The sequence below is a fragment of the Streptomyces sp. CB01580 genome, assembly GCF_001905795.1.
GTDB lineage: Bacteria > Actinomycetota > Actinomycetes > Streptomycetales > Streptomycetaceae > Streptomyces.
In genome coordinates this window covers 114,786-139,727 of record NZ_LIXJ01000001.1, presented here as the reverse complement: position 1 = coordinate 139,727, position 24,942 = coordinate 114,786, and the positions used below count along the sequence as shown (strand labels likewise).

The following is a 24,942-nucleotide window of genomic DNA, read 5'->3' as shown; positions in this document are numbered from 1 at the left end:
GGGATTACGGGACAGCCCTTAGCGTCGTGACCATGAGCCATCCGCAGAGTTACGAGATTCTGCTCGTTCCCGGATTCGCCGAGAAAGCCGCCGACACGTCCGCGACGGACGCCGGGAAGGACGCGTCGGAGACCGGTGCCGGGAAGGACACCTCCGGGGCCGGTGGCGCGACGGACACGTCCGGTACCGGAACCGGAGCGGACGAGACCGCCGGCGGCGCCGGGAGCGACGACACCGTCGTCCTCCGTTCGGCCGTCGTGGCGGCGACCGGTGAGACGGGCGCGTCGGGCTATCCGCGGTACGCGGGCGAGGGCGTCGTGGCGGACATCGACCCGGCGACGCACACGGTCGAGGCCCTGCTGGTCGACGGGGCCGAACTGGACTACGGGCTCTCCGTCCGCATCAACGAGCGCACCGCCGACGCCCCCGGCGGCGGAGCCGACGACTGAGCGGCCGAGCCGCCCGCGCCGACCCCCGATCACCCGCACAGGCGACCGACTTCCCCGATCGGACGCGTGAGCGGCCCGACCGATGGGCCGGCCGGGCCGCTCACCCCGCTCGCGCGGTCACGGGCCCGGGGACTGCCTTCGAACCGTCACCTGTCGTGCGGCGCCCGGCGCCTCCCCGCTCCCTCGGCTTCACTCCACGAGGGGAATCCCCGCCCGCTCTACTTCGCCTGCCCGTTCTTCTGCTTCTCGATCGACTTGCGGACCTCGTCCATGTCCAGCTTCCGGGCCTGGCCGATGACGTCCTCCAGCGCCGCCTCCGGCAGCGCCCCGGGCTGCGCGAACACCGCGACGTTCTCCCGGACGATCATCAGCGTGGGAATGGAACGGATGTCGAAGGCCGCGGCCAGCTCCTGCTGCGCCTCGGTGTCGACCTTGGCGAAGACCAGGTCCTCGTGACGCTCGGACGCCGCGTCGTACACGGGGGCGAACTGGCGGCACGGGCCGCACCAGGAAGCCCAGAAGTCGATCAGGACGAAGTCGTTGTCGCTGACGACCTGATCGAAGTTCTCCTTGGTGAGCTCGACGGTGCTCATGTTCTGTCCCTCTTTCTGTACGGCTCGGATCTGCCCGGCACAACGGCGCCGGCGCGCGTCCTATTCCGCCTGCCCGTGTGGCCATCGTCCACACCCGCGACCAGACTGTCCCCATGACAGATCCCTCCCTGAACGCCGAGTACGACGTCGTGGTGATCGGAGCCGGGCCGGTGGGCGAGAACGTCGCCGACCGGGCCCGCGCGGCCGGGCTGAGCACGGCGGTCGTCGAGTCGGAACTCATCGGCGGCGAGTGCTCGTACTGGGCCTGCATGCCCAGCAAGGCACTGCTGCGTCCGGTCGTCGCCCGGTCCGACGCCCGCCGCGTGCCCGGCCTCGCCGGGGCCGTACAAGGACCGCTCGACACGGCCGCCGTCCTCGCCCACCGGGACGAATACACCTCGCACTGGAAGGACGACGGACAAGCCGCCTGGCTGGAGGGCATCGGCGCGGACATCTTCCGCGGCCTGGGCAGGCTCACCGGCGAGCGGACCGTCTCCGTCGCCGCCCCAGACGGCACGGAGCACCTGCTCACGGCCCGGCACGCCGTGGCCCTGTGCACCGGCAGTCGCGCCGTGGTGCCCGACCTGCCCGGCGCCGCCGGGGCCCGCCCCTGGACCAGTCGGGAGGCGACCAGTGCCAAGGAGGTGCCCGGCCGCCTCGTCATCGTCGGCGGGGGCGTGGTCGGCACGGAGATGGCCACGGTCTGGCAGGCGCTCGGTGCTCAGGTGACGTTGCTGGTCCGGGGTCCGGGGCTGCTGCCGAGGATGGAACCCTTCGCGGGCGAACTGGTCGCACGGGCCCTGACGGAGGCCGGGGCCGACATCCGTACCGGAACCTCCGTGACCGCCGTGCGTCGCCCCGCCCCCGACGGCCCGGTCACCGTGGAGACGGACACCGGCGAGCGCGTCGTGGCCGACGAGATCCTCTTCGCCACCGGCCGGGCCCCACGCACCGACGACCTCGGGCTCGACACGGTCGGCCTGACGCCCGGCTCCTGGCTCACCGTCGACGACAGCTGTCGTGTCGACGGCTTCACCTGGCTGTACGCCGTCGGCGACGTCAACCACCGGGCGCTCCTCACTCACCAGGGCAAGTACCAGGCGCGCGTCGCGGGCGCCGCGATCGCCGCCCGCGCCCAGGGCGCCCCGACGGACACCGGGCGCTGGGGGGCCCACGCGGCCACCGCCGACCACGCCGCCGTGCCGCAGGTCGTCTTCACCGATCCCGAGGCCGCCTCGGTCGGCCTCTCCCTCGCCGAGGCCGAACGGGCCGGTCACCGCGTACGCGCCGTCGACCACGACCTCGCCGCGGTGGCGGGCTCCGGCCTGTACGCGGACGGCTACCAGGGCCGGGCCCGCATGGTCGTCGACCTCGACCGCGAGATCCTGCTCGGGGTCACCTTCGTCGGACCGGGCATCGGGGAACTGCTCCACTCCGCGACGATCGCCGTCGCGGGCGAGATCCCCATCGACCGGCTGTGGCACGCCGTCCCCTCCTACCCGACGATCAGCGAGGTCTGGCTACGGCTGCTGGAGACGTACCGGGACGCGTAGCCCCACCGGACCCGCCCCTTCCAGGCGTTCGGGTCCTTCCAGGTGTTCGGGCGCGTCCCCGCCTCGGGCGTGAGGACCGTCGCTCCCCGGTGCGGGGACCGGCGGCCGTCCGGGCGTGGCCGCTGCCGGACAATTCCTGGCTCGTGCCATGAAGTTGACGCAGGATCAGGGAATGCGGTCGCCGTCGAGACGGAGGGGCGGCGACAACGGCCGGCCGCAGCGCAGGTTCCACCGTCCGGCCCGGCCGCTGAGCCCGGTCAACGTCAGCGGGGCGACGTCCAGCCGCCAGAACGACTCCGCCGGCAGCGCGAGCGCCCGGACGATCAGCGCCCGGATCACCGAGGGTTCGGCGACCACCAGCATCCGGACGTTCCCGTCCTCGGACCGCCCGGCCGCGGAGTCCAGCCAGTCGGCGACCCGGGCGCAGAACCCCGTCAGCGACTCCCCGTCGTGCGGCGCCGCCGAGGGGTCGGTCAGCCACGCCGACACCGCCTCGGGTTCGCTTCCGCTCACCTCCGCCAGCCGCCGCCCGCTCCACCGGCCCAGGTCCCAGCCGCGCAGGGCGGGTTCGGGATCGGTCCGCAGGCCCAGTGCGTCGGCGGTTCCGGCACACCGCTGCGACGGTGCGCGCACATACCGGTCGGCTGCCGGTACCGCCGCGGCGGCGTCCCGGGCCTGCCGGACGCCGGCCGCGTCGAGCGGGGCGTCGCCGTCGAAACGGGCCTCGCGCAGCGCCGAGTTGAGAGCCGGCGAGACCGACATCACATGCAACGTCATGACCGGAACTTCCCCCTGGAACCATGGACATCGAGTGCGCACACCATGGCACGCGGCCCCGGCCGTCGACGGAGGGGGCGGTTCCCCGCCATGGGACGGGGCGGCCCCCGGCCCCGGGGAGTGCCGGGTCCGATCGCGGAAGGGCCATGGTCGTGCCCGCCCCCAGGCGGTATCGTCCGAGGGACATGACGAAGGTGTGACGGAAGTCCGGTGAGAGTCCGGCACGGTCGCGCCACTGTGTACCCGTACCCGTACGGGAAGTCAGACCCAGCACCTTCGCCTCGGCACCACGATCGGGACGCGTGTTCCCTCAGGAGGTTCTGCCATGGCACAGTCCGCTGTCACTCCCACCGCCGCCGCACCGGCGATCGCCCCCATCTCGCTGAAGGCCATCGCCCCCTGGGCGGTCTTCTTCGGGATCCTCATGCTCGTCCTGCTCTACTTCGTCGGCGCCGAGCAGGGCGCCACCTCACTCGTCTCCGGCACAGGCGTGCACGAGTGGGTCCACGACGGACGCCACCTCCTCGGCTTCCCCTGCCACTGACGTTCCGTCCGAACCAGGGGAGAACCACATGAACTCCGTATCCGTCAGAGCCCTGCTCGTCCGGGGCATGGTGGCCGGGCTGATCGCAGGCGCGCTCGCCCTGGCCGTCGCGTACTTCCTCGGGGAGTCCCGGGTGGACGCGGCCATCGCGCTGGAGGAGGCGCACAGCCACGACCACGGCGGCGAGGAACTCGTCAGCCGCACCGTGCAGTCCACCGCCGGTCTCGCCACCGGTCTGCTGGTCTTCGGGGTGGCGATCGGCGGTATCGCCGCCCTCGTCTTCTGCTACGCGCTCGGCCGGATCGGCCGCTTCGGACCGCGTGCCACCGCCGCCCTGGTCGCGGGCGCGGCACTGCTGTCCGTGTACGTCGTCCCGTTCCTGAAGTACCCGGCCAATCCGCCGGCCGTCGGCGACCCCGACACCATCGGCCGGCGCACGGGGCTGTTCTTCCTGATGGTCGCGCTCAGCGTGCTGCTGGCCGTAGTCGCGGTCATCCTGGCCAGACGGCTGGCCCCGCGCCTGGGGAACTGGAACGCGACGGTGGCCGGGGCCGCCGCGTACGTGGCCGTGATCGGGACCGCCTATGCGTTCCTGCCCTCGTTCAACGAGGTCGGGCCGGACTTCCCGGCGACCCTGCTGTGGGAGTTCCGTCTGGCGACCCTCGCCGTACAGGCCACCCTGTGGGTCGTCTTCGGGCTCGTCTTCGGCCACCTGACGCAACGGCTCCTCGTCCCGGCCGCCGATGCGGTCGGGGCCGGGGGCGCGCCGGGGCGTGCCGCCGCGGTGGCCGGCTGACCACCTCCGTCGGCACCAGCGGCGATCGGCGCCCGCCGGAGTCACCGGCGGGCGCCGATGCGCGTCCCCGTGCCGTACCGCCGGCGCCGGACCGGCCGGACGGATCACCGCCCGGCCCCCCGACCGCCTCGCGTCCCGACCCCGCCCGCCGCGTCCCGTCCGGCGGATGCCTCGTCCCGGGACGCGACCGTTCCGTCCTGCTCAGCGGCCGATGCGGCCCGGCTCGGTGTCGAAGTCACCGGAGAACGCCGCCGCCATCCGCAGATGGCCGGACGCCTCCGCGTCCCGCCCCTGGCGCTCCAGCGTGCGGCCGAGCATCAGCCGGGCGTAGGGCTCCACCGGGTCGCGCTCCAGCACCGCGCGCAGTTCCTCCTCCGCCCTGCGAAGCCGCGCCGAGTGGTAGTAGGCGCGGGCCAGCAGCAGCCGCGGTGCGACCTGCTCCGGCACCTCCTCGACCAGCCCTTCGAGGATCCGGGCGGCGGTCATGTACTCCTTGGTCTCGAAGAACATCTGCGCGCGGTCCCAGCGGTCCGCGGCCGTCCCGTACTCGAAATAGCCGTTGCTCATGTGATCTCCTCGTTCACGGACCGTTCGTGGAGCGCCCGGTCCCGTCCCGGACCGGATGTCCGGCGTGCTCGGCAGTTGCTCCAACCCGGCATGATGATTGAATATTCCACTAAGTCGTCGGCGTGGGTACCGGCACCCCCGGGCCCCCACGGGAATAGGTTGAGCGCATGAGCAATCTCGATCGCCAGGCCGTGCCCTCCGTCTGCGGAGGACGGGGTTTCGTCGTAGCCGAGCCCGTACGTGAACTCCTCGCACCCCGCCACGTCCAGTTGGGGGAGTCCACCGAGGTGCGCAGGCTGCTGCCCAACCTGGGCCGCCGGATGGTCGGCGCGTGGGCCTTCGTGGATCACTACGGCCCCGACGACATCGCCGACGAGCCCGGGATGCAGGTGCCGCCCCACCCCCACATGGGACTGCAGACGGTCAGCTGGCTGCACGAGGGCGAGGTCCTGCACCGCGACAGCCTCGGCAGCCTTCGGACGATCCGCCCCCGCGAGCTGGGCCTGATGACCTCGGGCCGGGCCATCAGCCACTCCGAGGAGAGTCCGAGGAGTCACGCGAGGTTTCTGCACGGTGCCCAGCTCTGGGTCGCCCTGCCGGACGCGCACCGTCATGTCGAGCCGCACTTCCAGCACCACTCCGACCTGCCGGTCGTCACCGCCCCTGGTCTCACGGCCACGCTGATCCTGGGCGGGCTCGACGGAGCCGTCTCGCCCGGTACCGCCTACACCCCCATCGTCGGTGCCGACCTCGCTCTCACCGCCGGTGCCGACGTCCGTGTGCCGCTCGAACCCGACTTCGAGTACGCGGTGCTGGCGATGTCCGGGCAGACGGAGGTCGACGGCGTGCCCGTCCTTCCGGGCTCCATGCTCTACCTCGGCTGCGGCCGTCGCGAGCTTCCCGTGCGCGCGGACTCCGACGCGGGTCTCATGCTCCTGGGCGGTGAGCCGTTCGAGGAGGAGCTCCTCATGTGGTGGAACTTCATCGGCCGCACCCAGGAGGAGATCGAGGCGGCCAGGCGGGACTGGATGGAGGGCTCCCGCTTCGGCGAGGTGCACGGCTACGACGGCGGTCGCCTGTCGGCCCCCGAACTGCCGCCGGTGCCCCTGAAGCCGCGGGGAAGGGTGCGCTGACGCGGGGGTTCGTCCTCTTTTCGGTATCCGGGGCCGGCTCGCCTTTTCGGTATCCGGGGCCGGCTCGCCGGGGCAGGCGTCCGCGAGCATCAAGTCCGGTGCGGACGGCGGCGACTCCACCTGGCTCCGCTTGATCGTCCGCGGCCCGTCCACCAGCGCGCGCCCTCGCGCATCAGGACCCGGCTCACGCTCCTGGCCGCGCCCCGGCCCGCCGCGGGGCGGCGGTAGCGGCGGAAGGCCGCCGCGTCCGGCGGAACCGGCCCCAGGCGGGGCCCGCGGCCCGCCTGGCCGCCGTCGGAGGTGTTCGCGGCGATGCGACCTCTTCGGGTCGGTTTCAGGATTTCTCGTCCGGGCCCTGCCGTGTCGCCAGCCGTGTGCCGTCGCCCGCCTCGTCCGAGCCGCCGCCGACGACCGTGCAGTGCAGCGAGTTGTCCAGCACATCGGCCACGATCGTGTCGCCGGGTCCGGCATCGCCGCCCAGCAGCAGCGACGCGATGCGGTTGTCGAGCTCCGACTGGATCGTGCGCCTGAGCGGGCGGGCGCCGAACTCCGGCTGGTGGCCGTGGGCGATCAGCAGCTTCTTGGCGGCCTCCGTCACCTCCAGCTCCAAGCCCTGCGCGTGGACCCGGCGCCTGCTCTGCTCGAGCAGGTGGTCCACGATCCGTGCCAGGTCGTCCTCACCGAGACCGTGGAAGATGATGATGTCGTCGATGCGGTTGAGGAACTCGGGCAGGAACCGCGTCCGCAGCTCGCCCATCAACTCGTCCTTGAGCTCCGACACATCGCCCCTGTGATCGAGGATGCGATGCGCACCGATGTTGGACGTCATGATGACGACGCAGTGCCGGAAGTCGACGGTGCGGCCCTGGGCGTCCGTCAGCCGTCCGTCGTCGAGGATCTGCAGCAGTGTGTTGAAGACATCGGGGTGCGCCTTCTCCACCTCGTCGAACAGGACCACGCTGTAGGGCCGGCGCCGGACCTTCTCGGTGAGCTGGCCCGCTTCCTCGTACCCGACGTATCCCGGCGGGGCACCGACCAGCCGGGCGACCGTGTGCTTCTCCTGGAACTCGCTCATGTCGAAGCGGACCATGCGGTTCTCGTCACCGAACAGCAGCTCCGCGAGCGTCTTGGCCAGTTCGGTCTTGCCCACACCGGTGGGGCCGAGGAAGAGGAAGGAACCCACGGGGCGATTCGGGTCGTCCATGCCCGACCGGCTGCGGCGCACTGCCTGCGAGACCGCGGTGACCGCCTCGTCCTGGCCGACGATGCGGGAGTGCATCTCCTCCTCCAGCTTGAGGAGCTTCTCCTTCTCACCGGCCGTGAGCTGAGAGACCGGGATGCCGGTGCGCCGGGAGACCACGTCCGCGATGTCGCGGGCGGTGACGGAGACGTCGCCCTCGCGGCGTTCCTCGATGCCCGCGAGCTCGCCCTCGACCTCGGCGATCTCCCTCTTCAAGTCCGCCGCCCTGTCGAAGTCCTCGGCCGACACGGCCTGATCCTGTTCCCGCCGCAGCTTGGCGATCCGGTCCTCGCGGCTGACCACCTCGGTGGAACGGCTCGCGCTGCGCAGCCGCACCCGCGCGCCCGTCTGGTCCATCACGTCGATCGCCTTGTCGGGCAGGAACCGGTCGCTGATGTAGCGGTCGGACAGCTCCGCCGCGGCGGCCAGCGCGCCGTCGGCGAACCGGACCTGGTGGTGCGCCTCGTACGCGTCGCGCAGCCCCTCCAGGATCTGCACCGTCTCCTCCACCGTCGGCTCCGGCACCATCACCGGCTGGAAGCGCCGTTCGAGCGCGGCGTCCTTCTCGACGTGCTTGCGGTACTCGTCGATCGTCGTCGCACCCACCACGTGCAGTTCGCCGCGCGCGAGGGCGGGCTTGAGCATGTTGCCCGCGTCCATGGAACCCTCGCCCGTCGTGCCCGCGCCGACGACCGTGTGCAGTTCGTCGATGAACAGGATGATGTCCCCGCCCGCCGTCCGTGCCCGCCTGGGCGAGCAGCGCACGCGCCATCGGTGTGGCGGCCTTCCCCGCGGCGGCGCGATCCGGCGTCCCCGAGAAGGGATCCGATGTCCTCAGGTCTCCGGCGAAGGGGACGGGAGTGCACCGGGCACCCCGCCCCACTCGCGCGAACGCCGTTCCCCCCGGACGATCGCCCGTCCGCGTTCCACGGCGCCGGAGTCACTCCGCGGTGCCGAGCTCCCAGAAACGGAAGACCGTCGAGGTGTCCAGGCAGTTCTGCAGCCCCCGGACGCTCTCGTGGGCGACCGCGTACTGCTGGCCCTGCCAGAGCGGCAGGAACGGCAGCTCCCGCGCCACGATGTCCTGCAGCTTGATGAAGTCCTGCCGGGTGTCGGCGCGGTCGGTCACGGAGGAGGTGCGCGGGATGATCTGGTCCGATATCTCGTTGTTCTCGTAGTTGTTCGACAGCACGTTGTTCTCGCCGAAGAACGGCTGGGTGAAGTTGTCGGGGTCGGGATAGTCCGGCACCCAGCCCTTGACGTAGACGCCGTACTTGCCTGCGGCGATGTTCTTCTCGTACTGGCCGAACGGGACGGACTTCATGTCGGCCTCGAACAGCCCGCTCCGATTCAACTGGTCTGCTATGGTGCGTAGTTCGTCATCCGTGGCGGGACCATAGCGGCTCGGGGTGGACCAGAGCGTGAGCTTCACCTTCTCGGTGATTCCGGATTCGCGCAGGACGTTCCGCGCCTTGTCCGGCTTCGGACTGTCGCCGTACACGTCGAAGAACGAGGTGCCGTGGCCGGTGATGCCGACCGGGACCACCGAGTAGAGCGGCGTCGCCGTGTCCTGGTACACCTTGCTGACCAGGGAGTACCGGTCGACGAGGTGGGCGATGGCCTTGCGCACGGCGAGCTTGCCGACGACGGGGTCGGCGACGTTGAAGACCAGGTGCTGGACCTCGGCGCTGCTGCCCTGCACCACCGTGATGCCGTCCTTCTTCGCGGTGGCCGAGGAGTCCAGGGCGGCTATCGCCTTGGCGGTGAGACCGCGGTAGGCGATGTCGACGTCGCCCTTCTCCAAGGAGGACCTCAGCACCTGCTGATCGCCGCGGAACAGCTTCAGCGTCACCCCGGAGTTCTTCACCTCGGCGTTTCCGCGGTAGCCGGAGTAGACCGAGAAGTCGGCTTCGGACTTGTCGATGGAGTCCAGCTTGTAGGGACCCGATCCCACCGTCTTGCCGCCCCCGAGCAGGTGGTCCTTCGGATAGACCTGGTGGTCCACGATGGAGCCGGCGCCTGAAGCGATCTTGCTGGGGAACGTCGCGTCGGGCACCTTGAGATGGAACACCACGGTCTTGTCGTCCGGGGTCTCGATCGACTTGATGGTGGACAGCATCGGCGACGGACCGGTCGGGTCGTCGATCGCGATCGTACGGTCGAAGGAGAACTTCACGTCCTTCGACGTGAGGCTGTGGCCGTTGCTGAACTTCAATCCGTCGCGCAGCGTGCAGGTGTAGGTCCGGCTGCCGTTGGAGAACCCGCACTCCTCCGCGGCCTCCGGCACGGGGGTGGAGGAAGCGGGCGGGAAGCTCAGCAGGGACTGGAACACGTTGTTGAACAAAAGCCAGGACCCCGGGTCGTACCCCGAGGCCGGGTCGGTGGCGAGGATGCCGTCGGACATCCCGACGACGATCCTGTCCTTGCTCTCGGACGGCCAGATCTGGTCCTCGGAGCCGCAACCCGTCAGCAGCACCGCTGTCATTCCCCCGACGATCAGAGTGCTCGACCGCCTCGTACGATCCATCACGGAATGTGCTCCATACTGTCGGCCGGCCGCGAGGGTGTCCCCGGACAACCGGATCGGGTCAGGAAGTACTGCGCACGCCGCGACCCAGACACTCGGCCCGGTCGGGCGTGTTGGTGCGGACCGAGCGGACTGCCGGGACTCGGTGTTCGACAGGGATTGTATGCACGGTGACTGACAGTCAGCTTCCGCTTGGTGAAAGGTAATCGGCCGAACGGTGAACACGCCCTGGAAGAAGGGTGGATGGGCCGTGCGGCAACAGGCGCCGCGGTGGTCGGTCGCCGCCGTGCTGAAGGCGGGAGCGGGGCCGTCTCGCGCGACCCCGCCCGCTCACGGAACGGGCCCGTCCCCCGGGACTGTCACGGTCCGGCGGGGTCCCGGTTCCCCGGGCAGGAACGTCACATGGGGCGCTCCGGTGCGGGGGTGGACGACGACCTCGCCCGCCACCTCGTAGACCTCGCGCAGCAGTTTTGCGGTGATCACCTCTGCGGGCGGGCCGGACGCGACGACCTCGCCCCCGCGCAGCACGTAGAGGCGATCGCAGTAGTACGCCGCGAGGTTGAGGTCGTGGAGCGCGACCAGAACGGCGGCGGGGAGCCGGCGCAGGGTGCCGAGGACGTCGAGCTGGTGGCGTATGTCCAGATGGTTGGTGGGTTCGTCGAGGACGAGCAGCGAGGGCTGTTGGGCGAGGGCGCGGGCGATGAGCACACGTTGGCGCTCGCCACCGGAGAGCCGGTCGAAGGGGCGGTCGGCGAGCGAGACCGCGTCCACGGACGCGAGGGCGGACACGATCAGCCGGGCGTCCTGTGCGGTGTCGCCGTCGAACAGGCCCTTGTGCGGGGTACGGCCCATGGCGACCACCTCACGGACCGTCAGGTCGAAGTCGGCGACGGGCTCCTGGACCACCGCGGCCAGGGTCCGGGCCAGTGTGCGCACGGGCAGGCGCCAGACATCGGCCCCGTCGACCCGTACGTGTCCGGTGCCGGGTCGCAGCACGCGGTAGACGGCGCGCAGCAGACTGGACTTGCCGCTACCGTTGGGGCCGACCAGCCCCACGACCTCGCCGGGGCGGGCGGTCAGGGAGACGTCCCGGACCAGGCGGTGCGCACCGGCGGACAGGGTGACCCCGTCGACGGACAGGGCGCCGCCGCCACCGACGGCGTGTTCGACCGCGTCGCTCATGCCGCTCCCCGTTCGTCGTTCCGCCGGGCGTCACGGCGCATGAGCCAGAGGAAGAAGGGGCCTCCGCACAGCGCCGTGAGCACCCCGACGGGAAGTTCCAACGGCGCCGCGACCGTGCGGGCGGCGATGTCGGCCCAGATCAGGAAGACGGCTCCGCCGAGGGCGGCCGTCGGCAGCACGCGACGGTGGTCGCCGCCGACGACGAGCCGCACGGCGTGCGGCAGCATCAGCCCGACGAAGCCGATCGGCCCGGTCGCCGCGACCAGGACCCCGGTGACGAGGGACAGCAGGACGAACATGCGGGCCCGGAACCGGGCCACGTCGAGTCCCATCGTGCCCGCCGATTCCTCGCCCGCCAGCAGCAGGTTCAGGTTCCGTGCCTGTACCAGCAGGACGGCGATGCCGAGCAGCAGGGCGGCGCCCGGCAGCCAGAGCGTGTCCCAGCCGACGCCGCCGAGGCCGCCGAGGGTCCAGGCGAGGACGGCACGGGCCTCGTGGCCCCGGCCGGTGGTGAGCAGCAGCAGGTCCGTCACCGCGGTGAGCACCGACGCCGTCGCCACACCGGACAGCACGAGCCGTGCCGAGGTGATGCGTCCGCCGGTGCGCGCGGTCGCGTACACCACCAGCAGCGCGCCCAGGGCACCGGCGAACGCGGCGGCCGGCAGCGAGACGGGACCGAGCACGCCCATGCCGAGCACGATCACCGAGACCGCGCCCAGTGACGCGCCGGAGGACACGCCCAGCAGGTACGGCTCGGCCAGCGGGTTGCGGATGAGGGCCTGCATGGCGGTGCCCACCACGGCCAGCCCGGCGCCGGTCACGGCACCGAGCAGCACCCGCGGCGCCCGCACGTCCAGGACGATCGTCTCCCGGGCGCGGGTCCAGGACGGCTCCTGCCAGTCGGCGCCCAGCGCGTGCGTCACGATGCCCCACACCTGGCCGGGCGGCACGTGCACCGAGCCGATGGCCAGGCCGGCGGTGGCGGAGACCACCAGCAGCAGCGCGAGGACGGCCAGCACGAGGGGGAGGGGTACGCGCCGCGACCGGCCGCCGCGGCGCGGGAGCCACGCCCTCGCTCCGTCGGCCGCCCTCTCGGTCGTCCCGTCGGGCGGGGCGGCCTTCACGGGCGCTTTCGTCCTCGCGCCCGTCACCGGAAGCTCTCGGGATGCAGACCGCGCGCCAGGCCGTCGACCGCGTACGCCGACCGGATGCCGACGAGGGTCGCGGTCAGCGGCAGGACCACGAACCGCTTGTTCCTGATGGCCGGGACGTCGGCGAGGGCGGGCTGCGAGAGCAGGAACCGCTTCTTCTGCTCGACGCTGCCGGAGCCCGCGTAGTCGTAGATCATCACGACCTCGGGCTTGCGGGCCACGACCTGCTCCCAGGAGACGTCACCGAAGACGTCGTCGAGGCTTGCGAAGATGTTCCTGCCGCCCGCCAGCCCGATCAGGTCGTTGCCCAGCCCCTTGCCGCCCGCCGTGAAGGCGGTCTTCTCGCCGCTGTCGTAGACGAAGACGGGCACGTCGGGCCTCTTCCCCACGGCCGCGACGGCCTTGTCGACGCGCCCCCCCAGATCGGCCACCAGCGCGGAGGCGCGGTCCGGGACGCCGAAGACGTCGCCGATGGTGGTGATCTCGTCGTAGGTGTCCCGCATCGTCACCCGCTTCTTGCCGCAGTACTCGCGGTTGAGGTAGGTGTCGATGCCCGCCTCGGCGAACGCCTTGCGCGACCGGCCCTCGTTCTCGGCGAACGCGCTGCCGTAGCCGCCGTAGACGAAGTCCGGCTCCGCGTCCAGGACGGTTTCGAAGGACGGCTCCCGCTTCGCCAGTTCGGGTACGGCCGCGAAGTCCTTCCGCAGCTCGGGCAGGACGGCCGAGTCCGGGAAGGCGGTACCGACCATGCGGTCCTTCAGCCCCAGGGCGAGCAGCAGTTCGGCGGGGTGCTGATGGATGGTGACCACGCGCGAGGGCGGTTTGTCGTACGTCGTTCTCACACCGCAGTTGTCCACGGTGACCGGGAAGCCCGCGACCGACGACGCACCGGCCTCCGGTTTCCCGGGGGAGTCGTCGGCGGTGCCGCAGCCGGCGGCCGACAGGGCGGTGGCTGCGGCCATGAACCCGGCGACGACGCGCGGGGCGCGCCGGGCACGGGCAGGGGGAGAGCAGGGGCGGCGGCGGGGTATGCCGAAATACACGTAGAGCCTCCTGGGGAGTCCGCGCTCCTCAAAACGGGCCCGCGACAGGCCAGTGTCCTGACTCCCGGATCGACGTTCCCCCCGCCTTCCCGCGCGGCGCGCAGTGGCATGTCGAAGGGTTGCACTCCCCGGTCACAGTGGCGGGACCGTGCCGGATTCGCACCGGCTTCCTGTCTCCCGTCGCGGCGATGACCCGCCGATATTACGTTTGTCCGACGTCGGCGCACAAAGGGCGCCCATGTGAGTGATCGCACGCCGAGGAACCGGGGCCCGTCTCCCGGCGGTTCCCGCCCCTCCCGGCGCGGTGGGGGCGCGCGATGCGGGAGACCGAGGGCGACCGGCACCGAAGGCGCGAGGGTGCCGGTCGCCGAGGACACGGGAGTGACCGGCGTCAACACGAGGTTCTCAGTGTCTCGCGTTAGACGTAAAAAGGTGGAAAAGAGGGTAAACCATCGTGCTGTGTGCGACATCCTCACTGGCGTGATGAGCCTGACGGGGACACCCTTCTTCCTGGCCACGATCGCGCTGGCCATGGTCAGCGTGCTGCTTCCCCTGTTGCTGTGGGGGCGGGTGCGGGGTCCCGCCGTGGTACGAGGCACGAGCCGCCTCGCGATGGTCGTCCTCGCGCAGGGGGCGGCCGTGCTGAGTGTCTTCGTGGTGGTCAACAACACCAATGGCCTGTACGACAGCTGGGCCGATCTGCTCGGCACCGGACACCATGTCGTCGCCGCCCCGGACCTCGGGCGCGACGGACTCGGAAGTCACAAGGACCTGGCGAACGAGCCGAAGGTCGTCCAGGAGTTCGACCCGGTGCACGACGCCCGGATGGGGCGGAACGTCCGCGTCACCCAACTGCGCGGCCGGGTGTCGGGGGTGCGCGGCGAGGTGTACGTATGGCTGCCGCCGCAGTACGACCAGCCGGCCTTCCGGCATCAGAGGTTCCCCGTGGTCGAACTCCTCGGAGGCTTCCCCGGTTCGGCGAAGGCGTGGTTCAGCAGCCTGCGGGTGCAGTCGCAGCTGGAGGCCGGGATGCGGCGCGGCGAGATCGCCCCGTTCATTCTCGTCGAACCGCGCACCAATCTGCTGGCCGGTCAGGACACCGGATGCGCCAATGTGCCGGGCGTCGTGGACGCCGAGTCATGGCTCAGCGTGGACGTCCGGCAGATGGTGATCGACACCTTCCGTGCACGGGGTGGTGCGAAGGGGTGGGCGGTGGCCGGTTACTCGGCCGGGGCGCACTGCGCCGTGAAGATGGCACTCGCCCACCCCGACCGGTACCGGGCCGCGGTGAGCCTGTCCGGCTACAACGACCCGGCCGCCGAACGGGTCTCCCTCACGGCCCGCGCCCCGGAGCTGCGGCGGGCCAACAACCCGCTGTGGATCCTGCGCCATGCGACCACCCCTCCGCGCGTCGCGCTGTATCTCTCGGGCGGACGCGACGACGGCTACCGCGACGGCCTCGCGCTGCGGCGCGCGGCGGTACCCCCGACACGGGTGGTGGTGGCCCGGGTGACCGGGCCGCACACCGTCGGACTGTGGAAGCGCCAGGTGCCCCAGGTCTTCCGTTGGCTGACGGCCGAACTGTCGCCGTGGGCGGGACGGGTCGCGCCGGCGAAGGGCGTCTGAACCGACAAGAAGCGGTGCGGAAGGGACCGACGGCCCGCGGGGGAGCGGTCGATACGGGGGCGTGACGGGTGGTCGGGCGCTCGGGCCCCCGCCGTCCGTCGTCACGTCGGCCGGCCGTCGTCATGCCGGTCGGGCGTCGGCCGAATGGAGTCGTCGGGCCGTCCGGCCGGGCGATCGTGACGACGGGTCCGGCACCTCGGCCGGGGCGCCGGCGGCGGTTCGGCGTACGGGCGGCGACCGCGCGTCGGAGGCCTCGGGCGTGGGCGGACACCGGATTCCGGGGACGGCGGCCGGGGCGGGGACGGACGCCGGAGGCCGCGGGGCCCGTCCCGCGTGACGATGCCCGATGCGGTCGTCGACCCTACGGTGGTGCCATGGCGGTGAGCAGTGGTCGGAGAAGGGGGGAACGGTCCCGGTTCGGTGTGATGGACGCACTGGTCCTGGTCGTGCTGTTCGTCCTGTCCGTCGTGGCCGCCTCGATCGTCCCGCACGAGCGCGATTTCTCCCTGCGCTGGCAGGCGGTGGTGCTGGCGGGCACCGGTTGTTCCGCGTTGGTGTGGCGGCGCCGTCACCCGGTCGGTGTACTGGCCGTGGCGGTCGGCTGCGGGGTGGCCTTCCAGCTGCTGGGATTCCGGGAGAGTCCGCTGGTCATCAGCCCCGTCCTGGTGTCGGTCTACACCGTCGCCGCGCGCACCGACCGGCGAGTGACCTGGATCTCGGCGGTGTCGTCGGTCGCCATCCTGGTGGGCGTCGCCGTGCTATGGGATCCGCGTTCCTGGCTGGCCCCGGACAACGCGGCGATGCTGGCGTGGACGGTGCTGCCCGCAGCCATCGGTGACGGGGTGCGCTCGCGCCGCGCCTATGTGGCCGCGGTGGAGGAACGGGCGGAACACGCGGAGCGCACGCGCGAGCAGGAGGCGCAGCAGCGGGTGGCGGCCGAGCGGGTGCGGATCGCGCGCGAACTGCACGACATCGTCGCCCACCACATCGCCCTCATCAACGCCCAGGCGGGCGTGGCGGTCCACCTCGTGGAACGGCGGCCGGAGCAGATCCTGGCCGCACTGGAGCACATCCGGGACACCAGCCGCTCCGCGCTCGACGAACTGCGCGTGACCGTGGGGCTGCTGCGGCAGTCCGGCGACCCGGTGACGCCCCGCGACCCGATGCCCGGCCTGGCCCGCGTACCGGCGCTCCTGGCATCGTTCGAGCGAGCCGGACTGAACGTGAGCCACAGCTGGCACGGCGTCGCCGAACCGCTCGCTCCGGCGGTCGACCTGGCCGCCTACCGCATCGTGCAGGAGGCCCTGACCAACGTGCACAAGCACGCGGGGGCCGACCACGCCCGGCTGTTCCTGCACTACCGCCCCGAGCGGCTGACGATCACCGTCGAGAACGACGGCCGGACCGCAGCCGACCCGGCCCGTCCGGGGACGGGCCACGGGCTCATCGGAATGCGCGAGCGCGCCTCCACGGTCGGTGGGCGGCTGTACGCGGGCGCCCGCCCGGAGGGCGGCTTCACCGTGACGGCCGAGCTGCCGTTGCGTCCCGGCCCGGTCATGGGCGAACCACAGAGAAGGGACGGGCATGACGACCCGCGTGCTGCTTGTCGATGACCAGGCCCTGCTGCGGGGCACGTTCCGGATGCTGTTCGACTCCACGGACGACATGGAGACGGTGGGGGAGGCGTCCAACGGGCAGGAGGCGCTGGACCTGGCCCGTGCGCAGAGCCCCGACGTGGTCCTGATGGACATCCGCATGCCGGAGATGGACGGTCTCGAAGCCACACGGCTCATCAGCGAGTCCGACGACCTCACCGAGGTGAAGGTGCTCATCCTCACCACCTTCGAGGACGACGAGCACGTGGCCGAGGCGCTGCGCGCCGGTGCGAGCGGTTTTCTCGGCAAGGGCGCCCGGCCCGAGGAACTGCTCGACGCCGTCCGTACGATCGCCGCGGGCGAGGCCCTGCTGTCCCCGTCGGCGACGCGTGCGCTGATCGGGCGCTTCCTCGCCCAGCCGGATCCGTGCCCGGCGGGCGTGCACGAGCGGCTGGAGTGCCTGACGCGCCGGGAACGCGACGTCGTGGGGCTGGTGGCGCTGGGGCTGTCGAACGACGAGATCGCGGCGCACCTGTTCGTCAGCCCGCTGACCGCCAAGACCCATGTCAACAGGGCCATGACCAAGCTGGCGGCCCGGGACCGGGCCCAGCTCGTCGTCATCGCGTACCAGTGCGGTCTGGTGAGTCCCACGACGGAATCGGGGCCTTCGCAGCCGTCCATGCACTCGTAGGCGCACTGCCGGGAGTATGGGGGCCTGGCACGGGAGAGGCCGTGGACCCGGGGCGCGGACGCCGGCGTGACGCCGCCCTGCCGCCGGGCCGTTCCGGCCGGTGGTAGGCGGGGGGACCGGGTACCGCAGCCGTGGTAGTCGGAATCGCTGCGGCGGGACGACGCGCGGGGGGCCTCCTCCGGGCGACAGTGGGATGGCGAACGGAGGTGTCGCCATGATCGAAGCCCACGGCCCGGCCGAGCGGTACGAGACGGATGACGCGACCGGTGTCACCGGCCCGGCATCCACTGTCGTCGGCCGCTCCACCCACCCGGTGATCGAGGCGACCCCGATGGGCGCCCAGCCCGTCCCGACCGGTCGGGTGGTCCCGTCGCCGGACGCCACCGATGACGTCCGCCCGTCCGGGCGACGCACCGCGTACGGAGTGTCACTCCTCGGTCCCGGGGTATCCGACCTGCGGACCCGCCGCGACAAGGGCGTGCCTCCGACACCGTCCGCAGGACGCACGGCCACCGGGAGGCGTCTCCCGGAACCGTCGCCCGCGCCCGGTGATCAGGCCCCCCTCCACCACGACTCCCATGCGCGATTCCCGCGCCCGGACCACTGCCACGACGGCCGCGTGACCGGCACCGCAGCACAGGAAGGACCCCCTCCCATGTTCACTGCCACCAAGAAGCGCAGCACGATCGACGAACGACCGGCCGAGGCGCCCGCCCCCAAGGTTCCCGCGCCCGACACGTCGGGCGGCCACGGCCACCCGGCGACCCCCCTCACGCACCGGGCCAAGGACGACTTCCGCGCCCCGCCCGCACACCTGCTGCTCCTCCGCGACGCGCTGGCCGACCGCGCCGACCGCGACCAGGGGGAGGGCACCGGTGGCGGGGCCGGACAGCGCCGGGGCGCACCCTGCCGACGCGTTCGGGCACACTCGGCCGGGACCACGCAGCTCACCCTCTCCCAGTGGGTCAGCAGGACCGCCAGGATCGGGACCACGGCCGACGAGCACGCGGCCGCGAGCTGAGGGGCCCGCGACCGTGAGCCGACAGGTCTGCGACCACGAGCCCGACGGGTCGGCCACCGCGAGCCGACGAGCCCGCGGAAGAAGGAACGCGCCGGCCCGTGGTGACACACCCCGGGGCTGCGCGGAGGCGGGCGGGGCGGCACCGTGGAACAAGGCCGGTGAGTACTCCTACCCGGCCGACTGCGGCGAGACGACGTCCCAGGTTCCGAACCGGGTCAGCCCGGCCGACGCGGCCGCCGCCACCGAGGCGTGGTTGTCGAGCTGGCACCGGTACTGAGGCTCGTGGTCCCGCGCGAGGGCGTACCGGGAGATCGCGCGCACGAGGCGGCGGGCGTGGCCCCTGCCCCGGTAGGACGGCAGCGTCAGTACACCGAGGTCGGCCAGCGGCGCGTCGTCCCACGGGTACATGCTCGCCACGCACACCAGCTGCCCGTCCTCGAACGCGCCGTGGACCGCCCAGTGGTCCAGTGCGACATACGCGTCGTCGAGATCCTGTTCCGGGGCCGCCGCCTCGAACCGCTCGAACGCCCGCGCGTCGGCCGCGGTGAGAGGGCGGACCGAGGGGTCGTCCGGCTCACCGAGCAACGCCTCGCGGGCCTCGTGGGTGAAGTAGAAGAGGTTGTCGGCTCCGTGCAGCGAGATGCCGGACGTCTCCAGCCGCCGCCGGAAGCCCGCCTCGTCGACCGGCTGCCCTTCTCCAGACCCATCGCGCCCGCGAGAGCGGGAGTGAGCAGGACACGCGTCCTCCCGTCGGTCGTGGTGAGGACGGTGAGCCGTTCGTCCTCGTCGAGCGCGGTGTCGGTGGTGACACCGAAGGTGTCGTCGCCGCAGAGGAACCGGCTCGTCGGGGACGGGGTGAGCCAGAAGTCGGTGACGGCGGAAGTGAACACGGCGGGTGCTTTCTGTTCGTGTGATCGGGTCTTCGTGGTCGGGTGGATCGGGGTTTGCATGGTCAGGCGGCTGCGGAGGCCGTACCGGGGGCCGTGTCGCGGGACGCCTCTGGAGACGCGGTCGGTGGCGGCCCGGCCGTGAGGCCGGCGTTCCGGGGCGGGACGAGTCCCAGGGCCCGGTGAGTCCCAAGACCTCAGGGATCTCAGGGGCCCCTGAGGTCAGAAGCGTTTGACGAGACTGATCGAGCGGTCGGAGACGGTGAATCCCAGACTCCGGTACAGGCCCAGGGCACCGGTGGGGCTCTCGGAGTCGACGTCCAGCACGGCGCGGCCCAGAGCTTCGGTCCGCAGTGTCCGCAGCACGTGGGCCAGCATGGCGCGGGCCAGTCCCTGCCCCCGTGCCTCCCGTCGTACCCCCACGGCCGAGATGTATCCGAAAGGGCCCCCGCGCAGAGGCCATTCCTCCGGCGACACGTCCACGAGGACGAGGCCGACGACACGCTCGTCCTCGGATGCGCCGGGCGTGCCGGGGACGACGGCGAGTACGGACAGGTCCGGTCGGAGCGCCTTCAGGCGGTCACCGGCGGCCCATTCGGCGACGGTGACCGGCTGGCTGCCCCAGTGGTCGCGGAAGGCGTCGTTCAGCGCGCACCTGGCCCGCTCCCGCCACGCCTCGCCGTAGGGCACGAGCCGCACCCCCGAAGGGGAGGGCGGCTCGGCGAGCGGCGTCACGAGATCGCGTTCCAGCTCCAGCCACCACCGGGCGCGCTCGTAGCCGTGCGCCTCCAGGAGCCGGATCGTAGGGGTGGCACGGTCGTTCGCGCCCGAGGCCAGCCACCCGGGCAGGACGGCGTCGCAGGTAGCGAGATGCTGGAGGCCACGGGCCTCCTGCCATGCCAGCAGCGCGCTGCCGATGCCCTCGCCACGACGGTCCGGGGCCACCGTGCCGTCGAGTTCCACCCAGAAGACCGTCTCCGGGCTCGCCGGGGCCACGGCCGAGCCGTAGGCCACCGCGCGACCGCCGGAATCGACGGCGATCACCGCGTCGCGTTCGGGGACGAAGGTCTCGCCGCCGAACTCCTCCTCCAACTCGTCCCTCATCACCAGCCAGCGCGGGTGATCGACCTTCCCGGCGGCACGCTTCAGGTCGAGGACCAGATCGATGTCGGCGGCGGTGACCGGTCTCCAGACGAGCCCGTCACCGGCCGTGGGCAGGGCAACGGTCGAGGGGGCGGTCACCCGGTCGCGCAGTGCGCGGGGTCCGGGGCCGTGATGCGGTGTCCCGCTCACTGGGATCCTTTCTCGGCATCGGCCGTACGCCGCGGGACCGCTGCTGCGGCGGCGGTCCGACATGCGAGCGGGCGTGGAGGCCGCGTGTTCCACAGGGAGTCGCGCCGAGCGGTCATCGCCTCGGCCACGATCGAACTGTTGGGTCTTCGCTCGTCACCGTTCGGATCGTAACGCCTGAAAATCATGGAAAAAAATGAATTGATCCTGCGGTGTTCGCCTGCCGGCGTGCGCCCGGGACACGGGCGGGACAGGACCGGGGCCCGTTTCCACCGAGGGCGCGAACCCGGCCTCCGGACGGGCGAGTTGACCGTCGGAGCGTGCGAGCCGCCCGCACCGGCAACGCTTGCACGCCTTCACCGCGCCGCACTAGCGTGCCGACATGGATCTCTTCTCGCGTTCCTGGACGGCGTTGCGCACGGCCGTCGTCGCGCTCCCGGACGAGGACTTCGCGCGGCCGTCCGGCTGCTCCGGCTGGCTCGTACGGGACCTGGCGTGCCATCTGATCATCGACGCCCAGGACGTCCTGATCACCCTCGCGACCCCCGCCGACACGCAGCCGACCCACGACGCGGTGACGTACTGGGACGTGGCCCGTACGCCACCGACCGGCGCCGACCCGCTCGACGCGCTGATCGTCCGGCTGGCCGCCGCGTACGAGGAACCCCGGCTGCTGAAGCACCACCTCGACGACGTCGGCTCCGCCGCGGGACGGGCCGCCGGACTCGCCGACCCGGGCCTCCGGGTGGCCACGCAGGACAAGGTGCTCACCGCGGGCGACTTCCTCTCCGCGTACGTCCTGGAATGGACGCTGCACCACCTCGATCTGATCGCGTGTCTGCCGGACGCGGCGCGGCCGCCCGCAGCGGGGCTCGCCCGGTCCCGCGCGATGCTGGAGATGATCGCCGGGTACCCGTTCCCCGCGTCGTTCTCCGACACGGACACGTTGCTGGTCGGTACCGGGCGGCGTGTCCCGACCGACGCCCAGCGAGCCGAACTGGGCGAGACGGCCGCTCAACTCCCGTTCGTCATCGGCTGATCGGCGCGGCGGGGCGGAGGATGTTCCGGGGAGGCGAGGGACACAGACGTGCGGGCGCCCCTCACCCGCCGTCCTCCTTCCGCTCGTCGTCGACGATCTCCGCATCGACGACCTCGTCCTCACCGCCCGCGGACGTGCCCGCGCCGGCACCGGGTCCGGAACCATCGGGGGAGGCGCCGTCCGCCCCGCCCCGGGCCTGCGCGTACAGGGCGGAGCCGATCCGCTGCGCGGCCGTGCTCGCCCGCTCGGTGGCGGTACGGAGCCCGGCGGTGTCGTCTCCCTTGAGCTTCTCCCTGACCTCGGTGAGCGCCTCCTCGGTCTCCGTGCGCACGTCGTCCGGGATCTTGTCGGCGTTGTCCTTCATCAGCTTCTCGGTCTGGTAGAGCAGGGTCTCCGCGCGGTTGCGGGTCTCGGCGGTCTCCTTGCGCTGCCGGTCCTCCTCCGCGTGCTGCTCCGCCTCGCGCACCATGCGGTCGATGTCGTCCTTCGGCAGCGAGGAGCCGCCGGTGACGGTCATCTTCTGTTCCCTGCCGGTGCCGAGGTCCTTGGCGGTGACGTGCATGATGCCGTTGGCGTCGATGTCGAAGGAGACCTCGATCTGCGGGACGCCGCGGGGGGCCGGCGGCAGGCCCGTCAGCTCGAACATGCCGAGCTTCTTGTTGTACGCCGCGATCTCGCGCTCGCCCTGGTAGACCTGGATCTGGACGGACGGCTGGTTGTCCTCGGCCGTCGTGAAGATCTCGGAACGCTTGGTCGGGATCGTGGTGTTGCGCTCGATGAGCTTGGTCATGATGCCGCCCTTGGTCTCGATGCCGAGGGACAGCGGGGTGACGTCGAGCAGCAGGACGTCCTTGACCTCGCCCTTGAGGACACCGGCCTGGAGCGAGGCGCCGATGGCGACGACCTCGTCCGGGTTCACACCCTTGTGCGGATCCTTGCCGGTCAGTTCCCGTACCAGTTCCGTGACGGCGGGCATCCTCGTCGAGCCGCCCACCAGGATCACGTGGTCGATGTCCGACACCTTGACCCCGGCGTCCTTGACCGCGTTGTGGAACGGCGTCTTGCAACGCTCCAGCAGAGCCGCCGTCAACTGCTCGAACTGCGAGCGTGTGAGCTTCTCGTCCAGGTGCAGCGGGCCCTCGGCGGACGCCGAGATGTAGGGCAGGTTGATCGTGGTCTCGGTCGCCGACGACAGCTCGATCTTGGCCTTCTCCGCGGCCTCGCGCAGACGCTGGAGCGCCATCTTGTCCTTGGACAGGTCCACGCCGTAGCCGTTCTTGAAGCGTTCGACCAGGTGGTCGACGACGCGCTGGTCCCAGTCGTCACCACCGAGGTGCGTGTCACCGTTGGTCGCCTTCACCTCGACCAGGCCCTCGCCGATCTCCAGCAGCGACACGTCGAAGGTGCCGCCACCGAGGTCGAACACCAGGATCGTCTGGTCGTTCTCCTTGTCCAGACCGTAGGCGAGGGCCGCGGCGGTCGGCTCGTTGATGATCCGCAGGACGTTCAGGCCCGCGATCTGCCCCGCCTCCTTCGTCGCGGTGCGCTGGGCGTCGTTGAAGTACGCGGGCACGGTGATCACCGCGTCCTGGACGTCGTCCCCCAGATACGCCTCGGCGTCCCGCTTCAGCTTCTGCAGCACCCGCGCGGAGATCTCCTGCGCCGTGTACCGCTTGCCGTCGATGTCGCCGGAATCGGGGAATCGCCACTGGGCGTCCCCCATGTGCCGCTTGACCGATCGCGCGGTGCGCTCGACGTTGGTCACCGCCTGGCGCTTGGCGACCTCGCCGACCAGCACCTCGCCCTTCTTGGCGAACGCCACCACCGACGGAGTGGTCCGCGCTCCCTCGGTGTTCGTGATCACGGTCGGCTCGCCGGCCTCCAGCACGGCCACCACGGAGTTCGTCGTTCCCAGGTCGACGCCCACTGCCCGCGCCATGACTGCCTCCCTTCACGGCGAGGACCGATGCCCTGCCGGGCGAGCGGTCGACGGGCCCCCGCCGAAGCCGTCGGCGGACTCCGATGCCGGGCACCCGCCACCCGCCCGTGTGCGAAACCTCCGCGTCTGCGCGCGGTCCGGCGGGTGGCGTGCCCGGCACCGCCAACAAGCATCCTATTTGTCGCCCTTTGGTTGATATGTTACAGCCGGGTTCGGTGCGGACGCAGCGCGACAGCGCACCGGCCCCGGCGGCTCGTTGACGGCCGGTGGCGGTGATTTTGTCCCCGGCGGGCGGAGGCGCCGGTGGAGTCCTCGGTCAACGCGGCAGGGCGTCGATCGACACGGTGACCTTCCGGCACATTTCCGTGAACAGGGTCTGCTCGCCGGGCGAGAGCACCGCGGACGCGTCCCGCGCGCTCTCCCGGCGGCCCTGCGCCGCATTCGCCAGGAAGGCGCGGCCCTCCGTCGTCAGCGAGGTCGTCCGCCCCCTCCTGTCCTCGCCGACGGTCACCTGCTGAGCACGACCGGCTCACCGAGGCGCCCGACCGCGGTCCGCCAGGCCGCGGTCACCGCCCGGTGGGCGTGTGCGGTGCGGTCGGCGTGGCTGCCGGTCAGCACGACGGGGGCGCCGACGTGGACATGGACGCCCGGGCGGCGCAGGGGCACCGTGACCAGTCCGGCGAACTGCTTCGGGCGGCTGCCGGAGACGATCCGCCGGGCCCCGGCCTGACCCAGGGGGACGACGGGTGCGCCGGTGCTGTGGGTGAGCCGTGCGAGGCCGCTGCGGAAGGGCCGGGGTCCGGCCTCGCCGGAGTCCTTGCGCCGGGGCAGACCTCCTTCGCCGTAGATCAGGACCAGGCGGCCCCGCGCCAGGGCATCGGCCGCGCTGTGCAGGGCCTCGACGGCCCGCCGGTCTCCGCGGTGCACCGGGATGTGCCCTTCCCGGGTGAGCGCACGGCCGAGCACCGGGACGCGCCACAGCCCCGCGGCGGCCATGACGACCGGCTCGACACCGAGCCGGCGGAGCGCCGCGAGGACGACGGCCGGATCCGCCAGTGAGGTGTGGTTGGCGGCGATGATGCTGCCCGGTGCGAGACGAGCGCCGACGTCGGTGGTGACGTTCAGGCCGACGGCGGCGGGCACCAGGGCGGCGGCGAGGCGGCTGAGCATGCGGACGGGGCCTTTCGGGGGTCGATCCGTTCACCCCATCGTGGCTCGGGGGCCCGGCGGACGCGTGAGTACCGGTACTCACCCCGCCGCGCCGACGCTCTCCCGTCCGTCGCGCACGGGCAGGACGGC

22 protein-coding genes, 1 pseudogene and 1 riboswitch are annotated in these 24,942 nt (G+C 71.8%); of the genes and pseudogenes, 10 read left to right on the top strand and 13 right to left on the bottom strand.

Annotated features, from left to right (window positions below):
• The first annotated feature begins 32 nt into the window (after positions 1–32).
• Positions 33–449, top strand: coding sequence for a hypothetical protein (locus AMK22_RS00445; protein WP_199883083.1), 417 nt, complete (start codon positions 33–35; stop codon positions 447–449).
• Between the two features lie 218 nt (positions 450–667).
• Here AMK22_RS00445 and trxA read toward each other — a convergent pair whose 3' ends face one another.
• Positions 668–1,042 (bottom strand): thioredoxin, encoded by a 375-nt coding sequence (gene trxA / locus AMK22_RS00440; RefSeq protein ID WP_073781174.1) that lies wholly within the window; start codon positions 1,040–1,042, stop codon positions 668–670.
• Between the two features lie 113 nt (positions 1,043–1,155).
• On the opposite strand from trxA, the gene AMK22_RS00435 reads away from it, so the two are divergent.
• The gene (locus AMK22_RS00435) at positions 1,156–2,595 is read left to right on the top strand and encodes a dihydrolipoyl dehydrogenase family protein (protein WP_199883082.1); all 1,440 of its coding nucleotides are present in this window, start codon (positions 1,156–1,158) and stop codon (positions 2,593–2,595) included.
• A gap of 165 nt (positions 2,596–2,760) precedes the next feature.
• On the opposite strand, the gene AMK22_RS00430 is transcribed toward AMK22_RS00435, so the two are convergent.
• Positions 2,761–3,372 carry a histidine phosphatase family protein gene (locus tag AMK22_RS00430; protein ID WP_073781173.1) on the bottom strand — a complete coding sequence of 204 codons (612 nt, stop codon included), beginning with the start codon at positions 3,370–3,372 and terminating at the stop codon, positions 2,761–2,763.
• Between the two features lie 325 nt (positions 3,373–3,697).
• Here AMK22_RS00430 and AMK22_RS00425 point away from each other — a divergent pair, with 325 nt between their 5' ends.
• Both AMK22_RS00425 and AMK22_RS00420 read left to right on the top strand, forming a co-directional pair.
• A complete protein-coding gene (locus tag AMK22_RS00425) occupies positions 3,698–3,916 on the top strand; it encodes a CbtB domain-containing protein (RefSeq protein WP_073781172.1) in 219 nt (72 codons plus the stop codon).
• A 28-nt stretch (positions 3,917–3,944) separates the two neighbouring features.
• Entirely contained in the window at positions 3,945–4,712 is a 768-nt protein-coding gene (locus AMK22_RS00420) for a CbtA family protein (protein WP_073781171.1), read from the top strand.
• Between the two features lie 201 nt (positions 4,713–4,913).
• On the opposite strand, the gene AMK22_RS00415 is transcribed toward AMK22_RS00420, so the two are convergent.
• Complete coding sequence (locus tag AMK22_RS00415; protein WP_073781170.1) at positions 4,914–5,279, bottom strand: tetratricopeptide repeat protein; 366 nt, start codon at positions 5,277–5,279, stop codon at positions 4,914–4,916.
• Positions 5,280–5,446: 167 nt separating this feature from the next.
• Between AMK22_RS00415 and AMK22_RS00410 the strand changes: the two genes are divergently transcribed.
• Entirely contained in the window at positions 5,447–6,412 is a 966-nt protein-coding gene (locus AMK22_RS00410; RefSeq protein ID WP_073781169.1) for a pirin family protein, read from the top strand.
• A 334-nt stretch (positions 6,413–6,746) separates the two neighbouring features.
• Here the strand turns inward: AMK22_RS00410 and AMK22_RS00405 are convergent.
• From AMK22_RS00405 to AMK22_RS00385, 5 genes and pseudogenes are all read right to left on the bottom strand, one after another.
• Positions 6,747–8,387 (bottom strand): annotated as a pseudogene (locus AMK22_RS00405) (ATP-dependent Clp protease ATP-binding subunit); the annotation flags it as partial.
• A 205-nt stretch (positions 8,388–8,592) separates the two neighbouring features.
• Positions 8,593–10,137, bottom strand: a complete 1,545-nt coding sequence (locus AMK22_RS00400; RefSeq protein WP_242433776.1) for an ABC transporter substrate-binding protein — start codon at positions 10,135–10,137, stop codon at positions 8,593–8,595.
• Between the two features lie 372 nt (positions 10,138–10,509).
• Entirely contained in the window at positions 10,510–11,361 is an 852-nt protein-coding gene (locus AMK22_RS00395; RefSeq protein ID WP_073781167.1) for an ABC transporter ATP-binding protein, read from the bottom strand.
• Positions 11,358–12,512: an iron ABC transporter permease gene (locus AMK22_RS00390; protein ID WP_199883081.1), complete on the bottom strand. Its 1,155-nt coding sequence runs from the start codon at positions 12,510–12,512 to the stop codon at positions 11,358–11,360. The genes AMK22_RS00395 and AMK22_RS00390 overlap by 4 nt, the downstream gene beginning before the upstream one ends.
• On the bottom strand, positions 12,509–13,474 hold the full coding sequence (locus AMK22_RS00385; RefSeq protein WP_079185837.1) for an ABC transporter substrate-binding protein: 966 nt from the start codon (positions 13,472–13,474) through the stop codon (positions 12,509–12,511). The genes AMK22_RS00390 and AMK22_RS00385 overlap by 4 nt, the downstream gene beginning before the upstream one ends.
• A gap of 111 nt (positions 13,475–13,585) precedes the next feature.
• A riboswitch (cobalamin riboswitch) is annotated at positions 13,586–13,767 on the bottom strand.
• Between the two features lie 271 nt (positions 13,768–14,038).
• On the opposite strand from AMK22_RS00385, the gene AMK22_RS00380 reads away from it, so the two are divergent.
• The 4 genes from AMK22_RS00380 to AMK22_RS39060 all read left to right on the top strand — a co-directional run bounded on the left by AMK22_RS00380 (position 14,039) and on the right by AMK22_RS39060 (position 18,488).
• Entirely contained in the window at positions 14,039–15,181 is a 1,143-nt protein-coding gene (locus AMK22_RS00380) for an alpha/beta hydrolase (protein WP_073781510.1), read from the top strand.
• A 374-nt stretch (positions 15,182–15,555) separates the two neighbouring features.
• Positions 15,556–16,794, top strand: a complete 1,239-nt coding sequence (locus AMK22_RS00375; protein ID WP_073781164.1) for a sensor histidine kinase — start codon at positions 15,556–15,558, stop codon at positions 16,792–16,794.
• Complete coding sequence (locus tag AMK22_RS00370; RefSeq protein WP_073781163.1) at positions 16,766–17,467, top strand: response regulator transcription factor; 702 nt, start codon at positions 16,766–16,768, stop codon at positions 17,465–17,467. The genes AMK22_RS00375 and AMK22_RS00370 overlap by 29 nt, the downstream gene beginning before the upstream one ends.
• Before the next feature lie 655 nt (positions 17,468–18,122).
• The gene (locus tag AMK22_RS39060; RefSeq protein WP_143203510.1) at positions 18,123–18,488 is read left to right on the top strand and encodes a hypothetical protein; all 366 of its coding nucleotides are present in this window, start codon (positions 18,123–18,125) and stop codon (positions 18,486–18,488) included.
• Between the two features lie 168 nt (positions 18,489–18,656).
• Here AMK22_RS39060 and AMK22_RS39865 read toward each other — a convergent pair whose 3' ends face one another.
• Both AMK22_RS39865 and AMK22_RS00355 read right to left on the bottom strand, forming a co-directional pair.
• Positions 18,657–19,073: a GNAT family N-acetyltransferase gene (locus AMK22_RS39865; RefSeq protein ID WP_199883080.1), complete on the bottom strand. Its 417-nt coding sequence runs from the start codon at positions 19,071–19,073 to the stop codon at positions 18,657–18,659.
• 524 nt (positions 19,074–19,597) lie between these two features.
• The gene (locus tag AMK22_RS00355) at positions 19,598–20,668 is read right to left on the bottom strand and encodes a GNAT family N-acetyltransferase (protein ID WP_199883079.1); all 1,071 of its coding nucleotides are present in this window, start codon (positions 20,666–20,668) and stop codon (positions 19,598–19,600) included.
• Positions 20,669–21,047: 379 nt separating this feature from the next.
• Here AMK22_RS00355 and AMK22_RS00350 point away from each other — a divergent pair, with 379 nt between their 5' ends.
• A complete protein-coding gene (locus AMK22_RS00350) occupies positions 21,048–21,704 on the top strand; it encodes a maleylpyruvate isomerase N-terminal domain-containing protein (RefSeq protein ID WP_073781161.1) in 657 nt (218 codons plus the stop codon).
• Between the two features lie 61 nt (positions 21,705–21,765).
• Here AMK22_RS00350 and dnaK read toward each other — a convergent pair whose 3' ends face one another.
• From dnaK to AMK22_RS00335, 3 genes are all read right to left on the bottom strand, one after another.
• Positions 21,766–23,643: a molecular chaperone DnaK gene (dnaK, locus tag AMK22_RS00345; RefSeq protein ID WP_073781160.1), complete on the bottom strand. Its 1,878-nt coding sequence runs from the start codon at positions 23,641–23,643 to the stop codon at positions 21,766–21,768.
• 316 nt (positions 23,644–23,959) lie between these two features.
• Entirely contained in the window at positions 23,960–24,154 is a 195-nt protein-coding gene (locus tag AMK22_RS00340) for a hypothetical protein (RefSeq protein WP_073781159.1), read from the bottom strand.
• Positions 24,151–24,813: a lysophospholipid acyltransferase family protein gene (locus AMK22_RS00335; protein ID WP_073781158.1), complete on the bottom strand. Its 663-nt coding sequence runs from the start codon at positions 24,811–24,813 to the stop codon at positions 24,151–24,153. Before AMK22_RS00335 ends, AMK22_RS00340 begins: the two co-directional genes overlap by 4 nt.
• Positions 24,814–24,942: the final 129 nt, after the last annotated feature.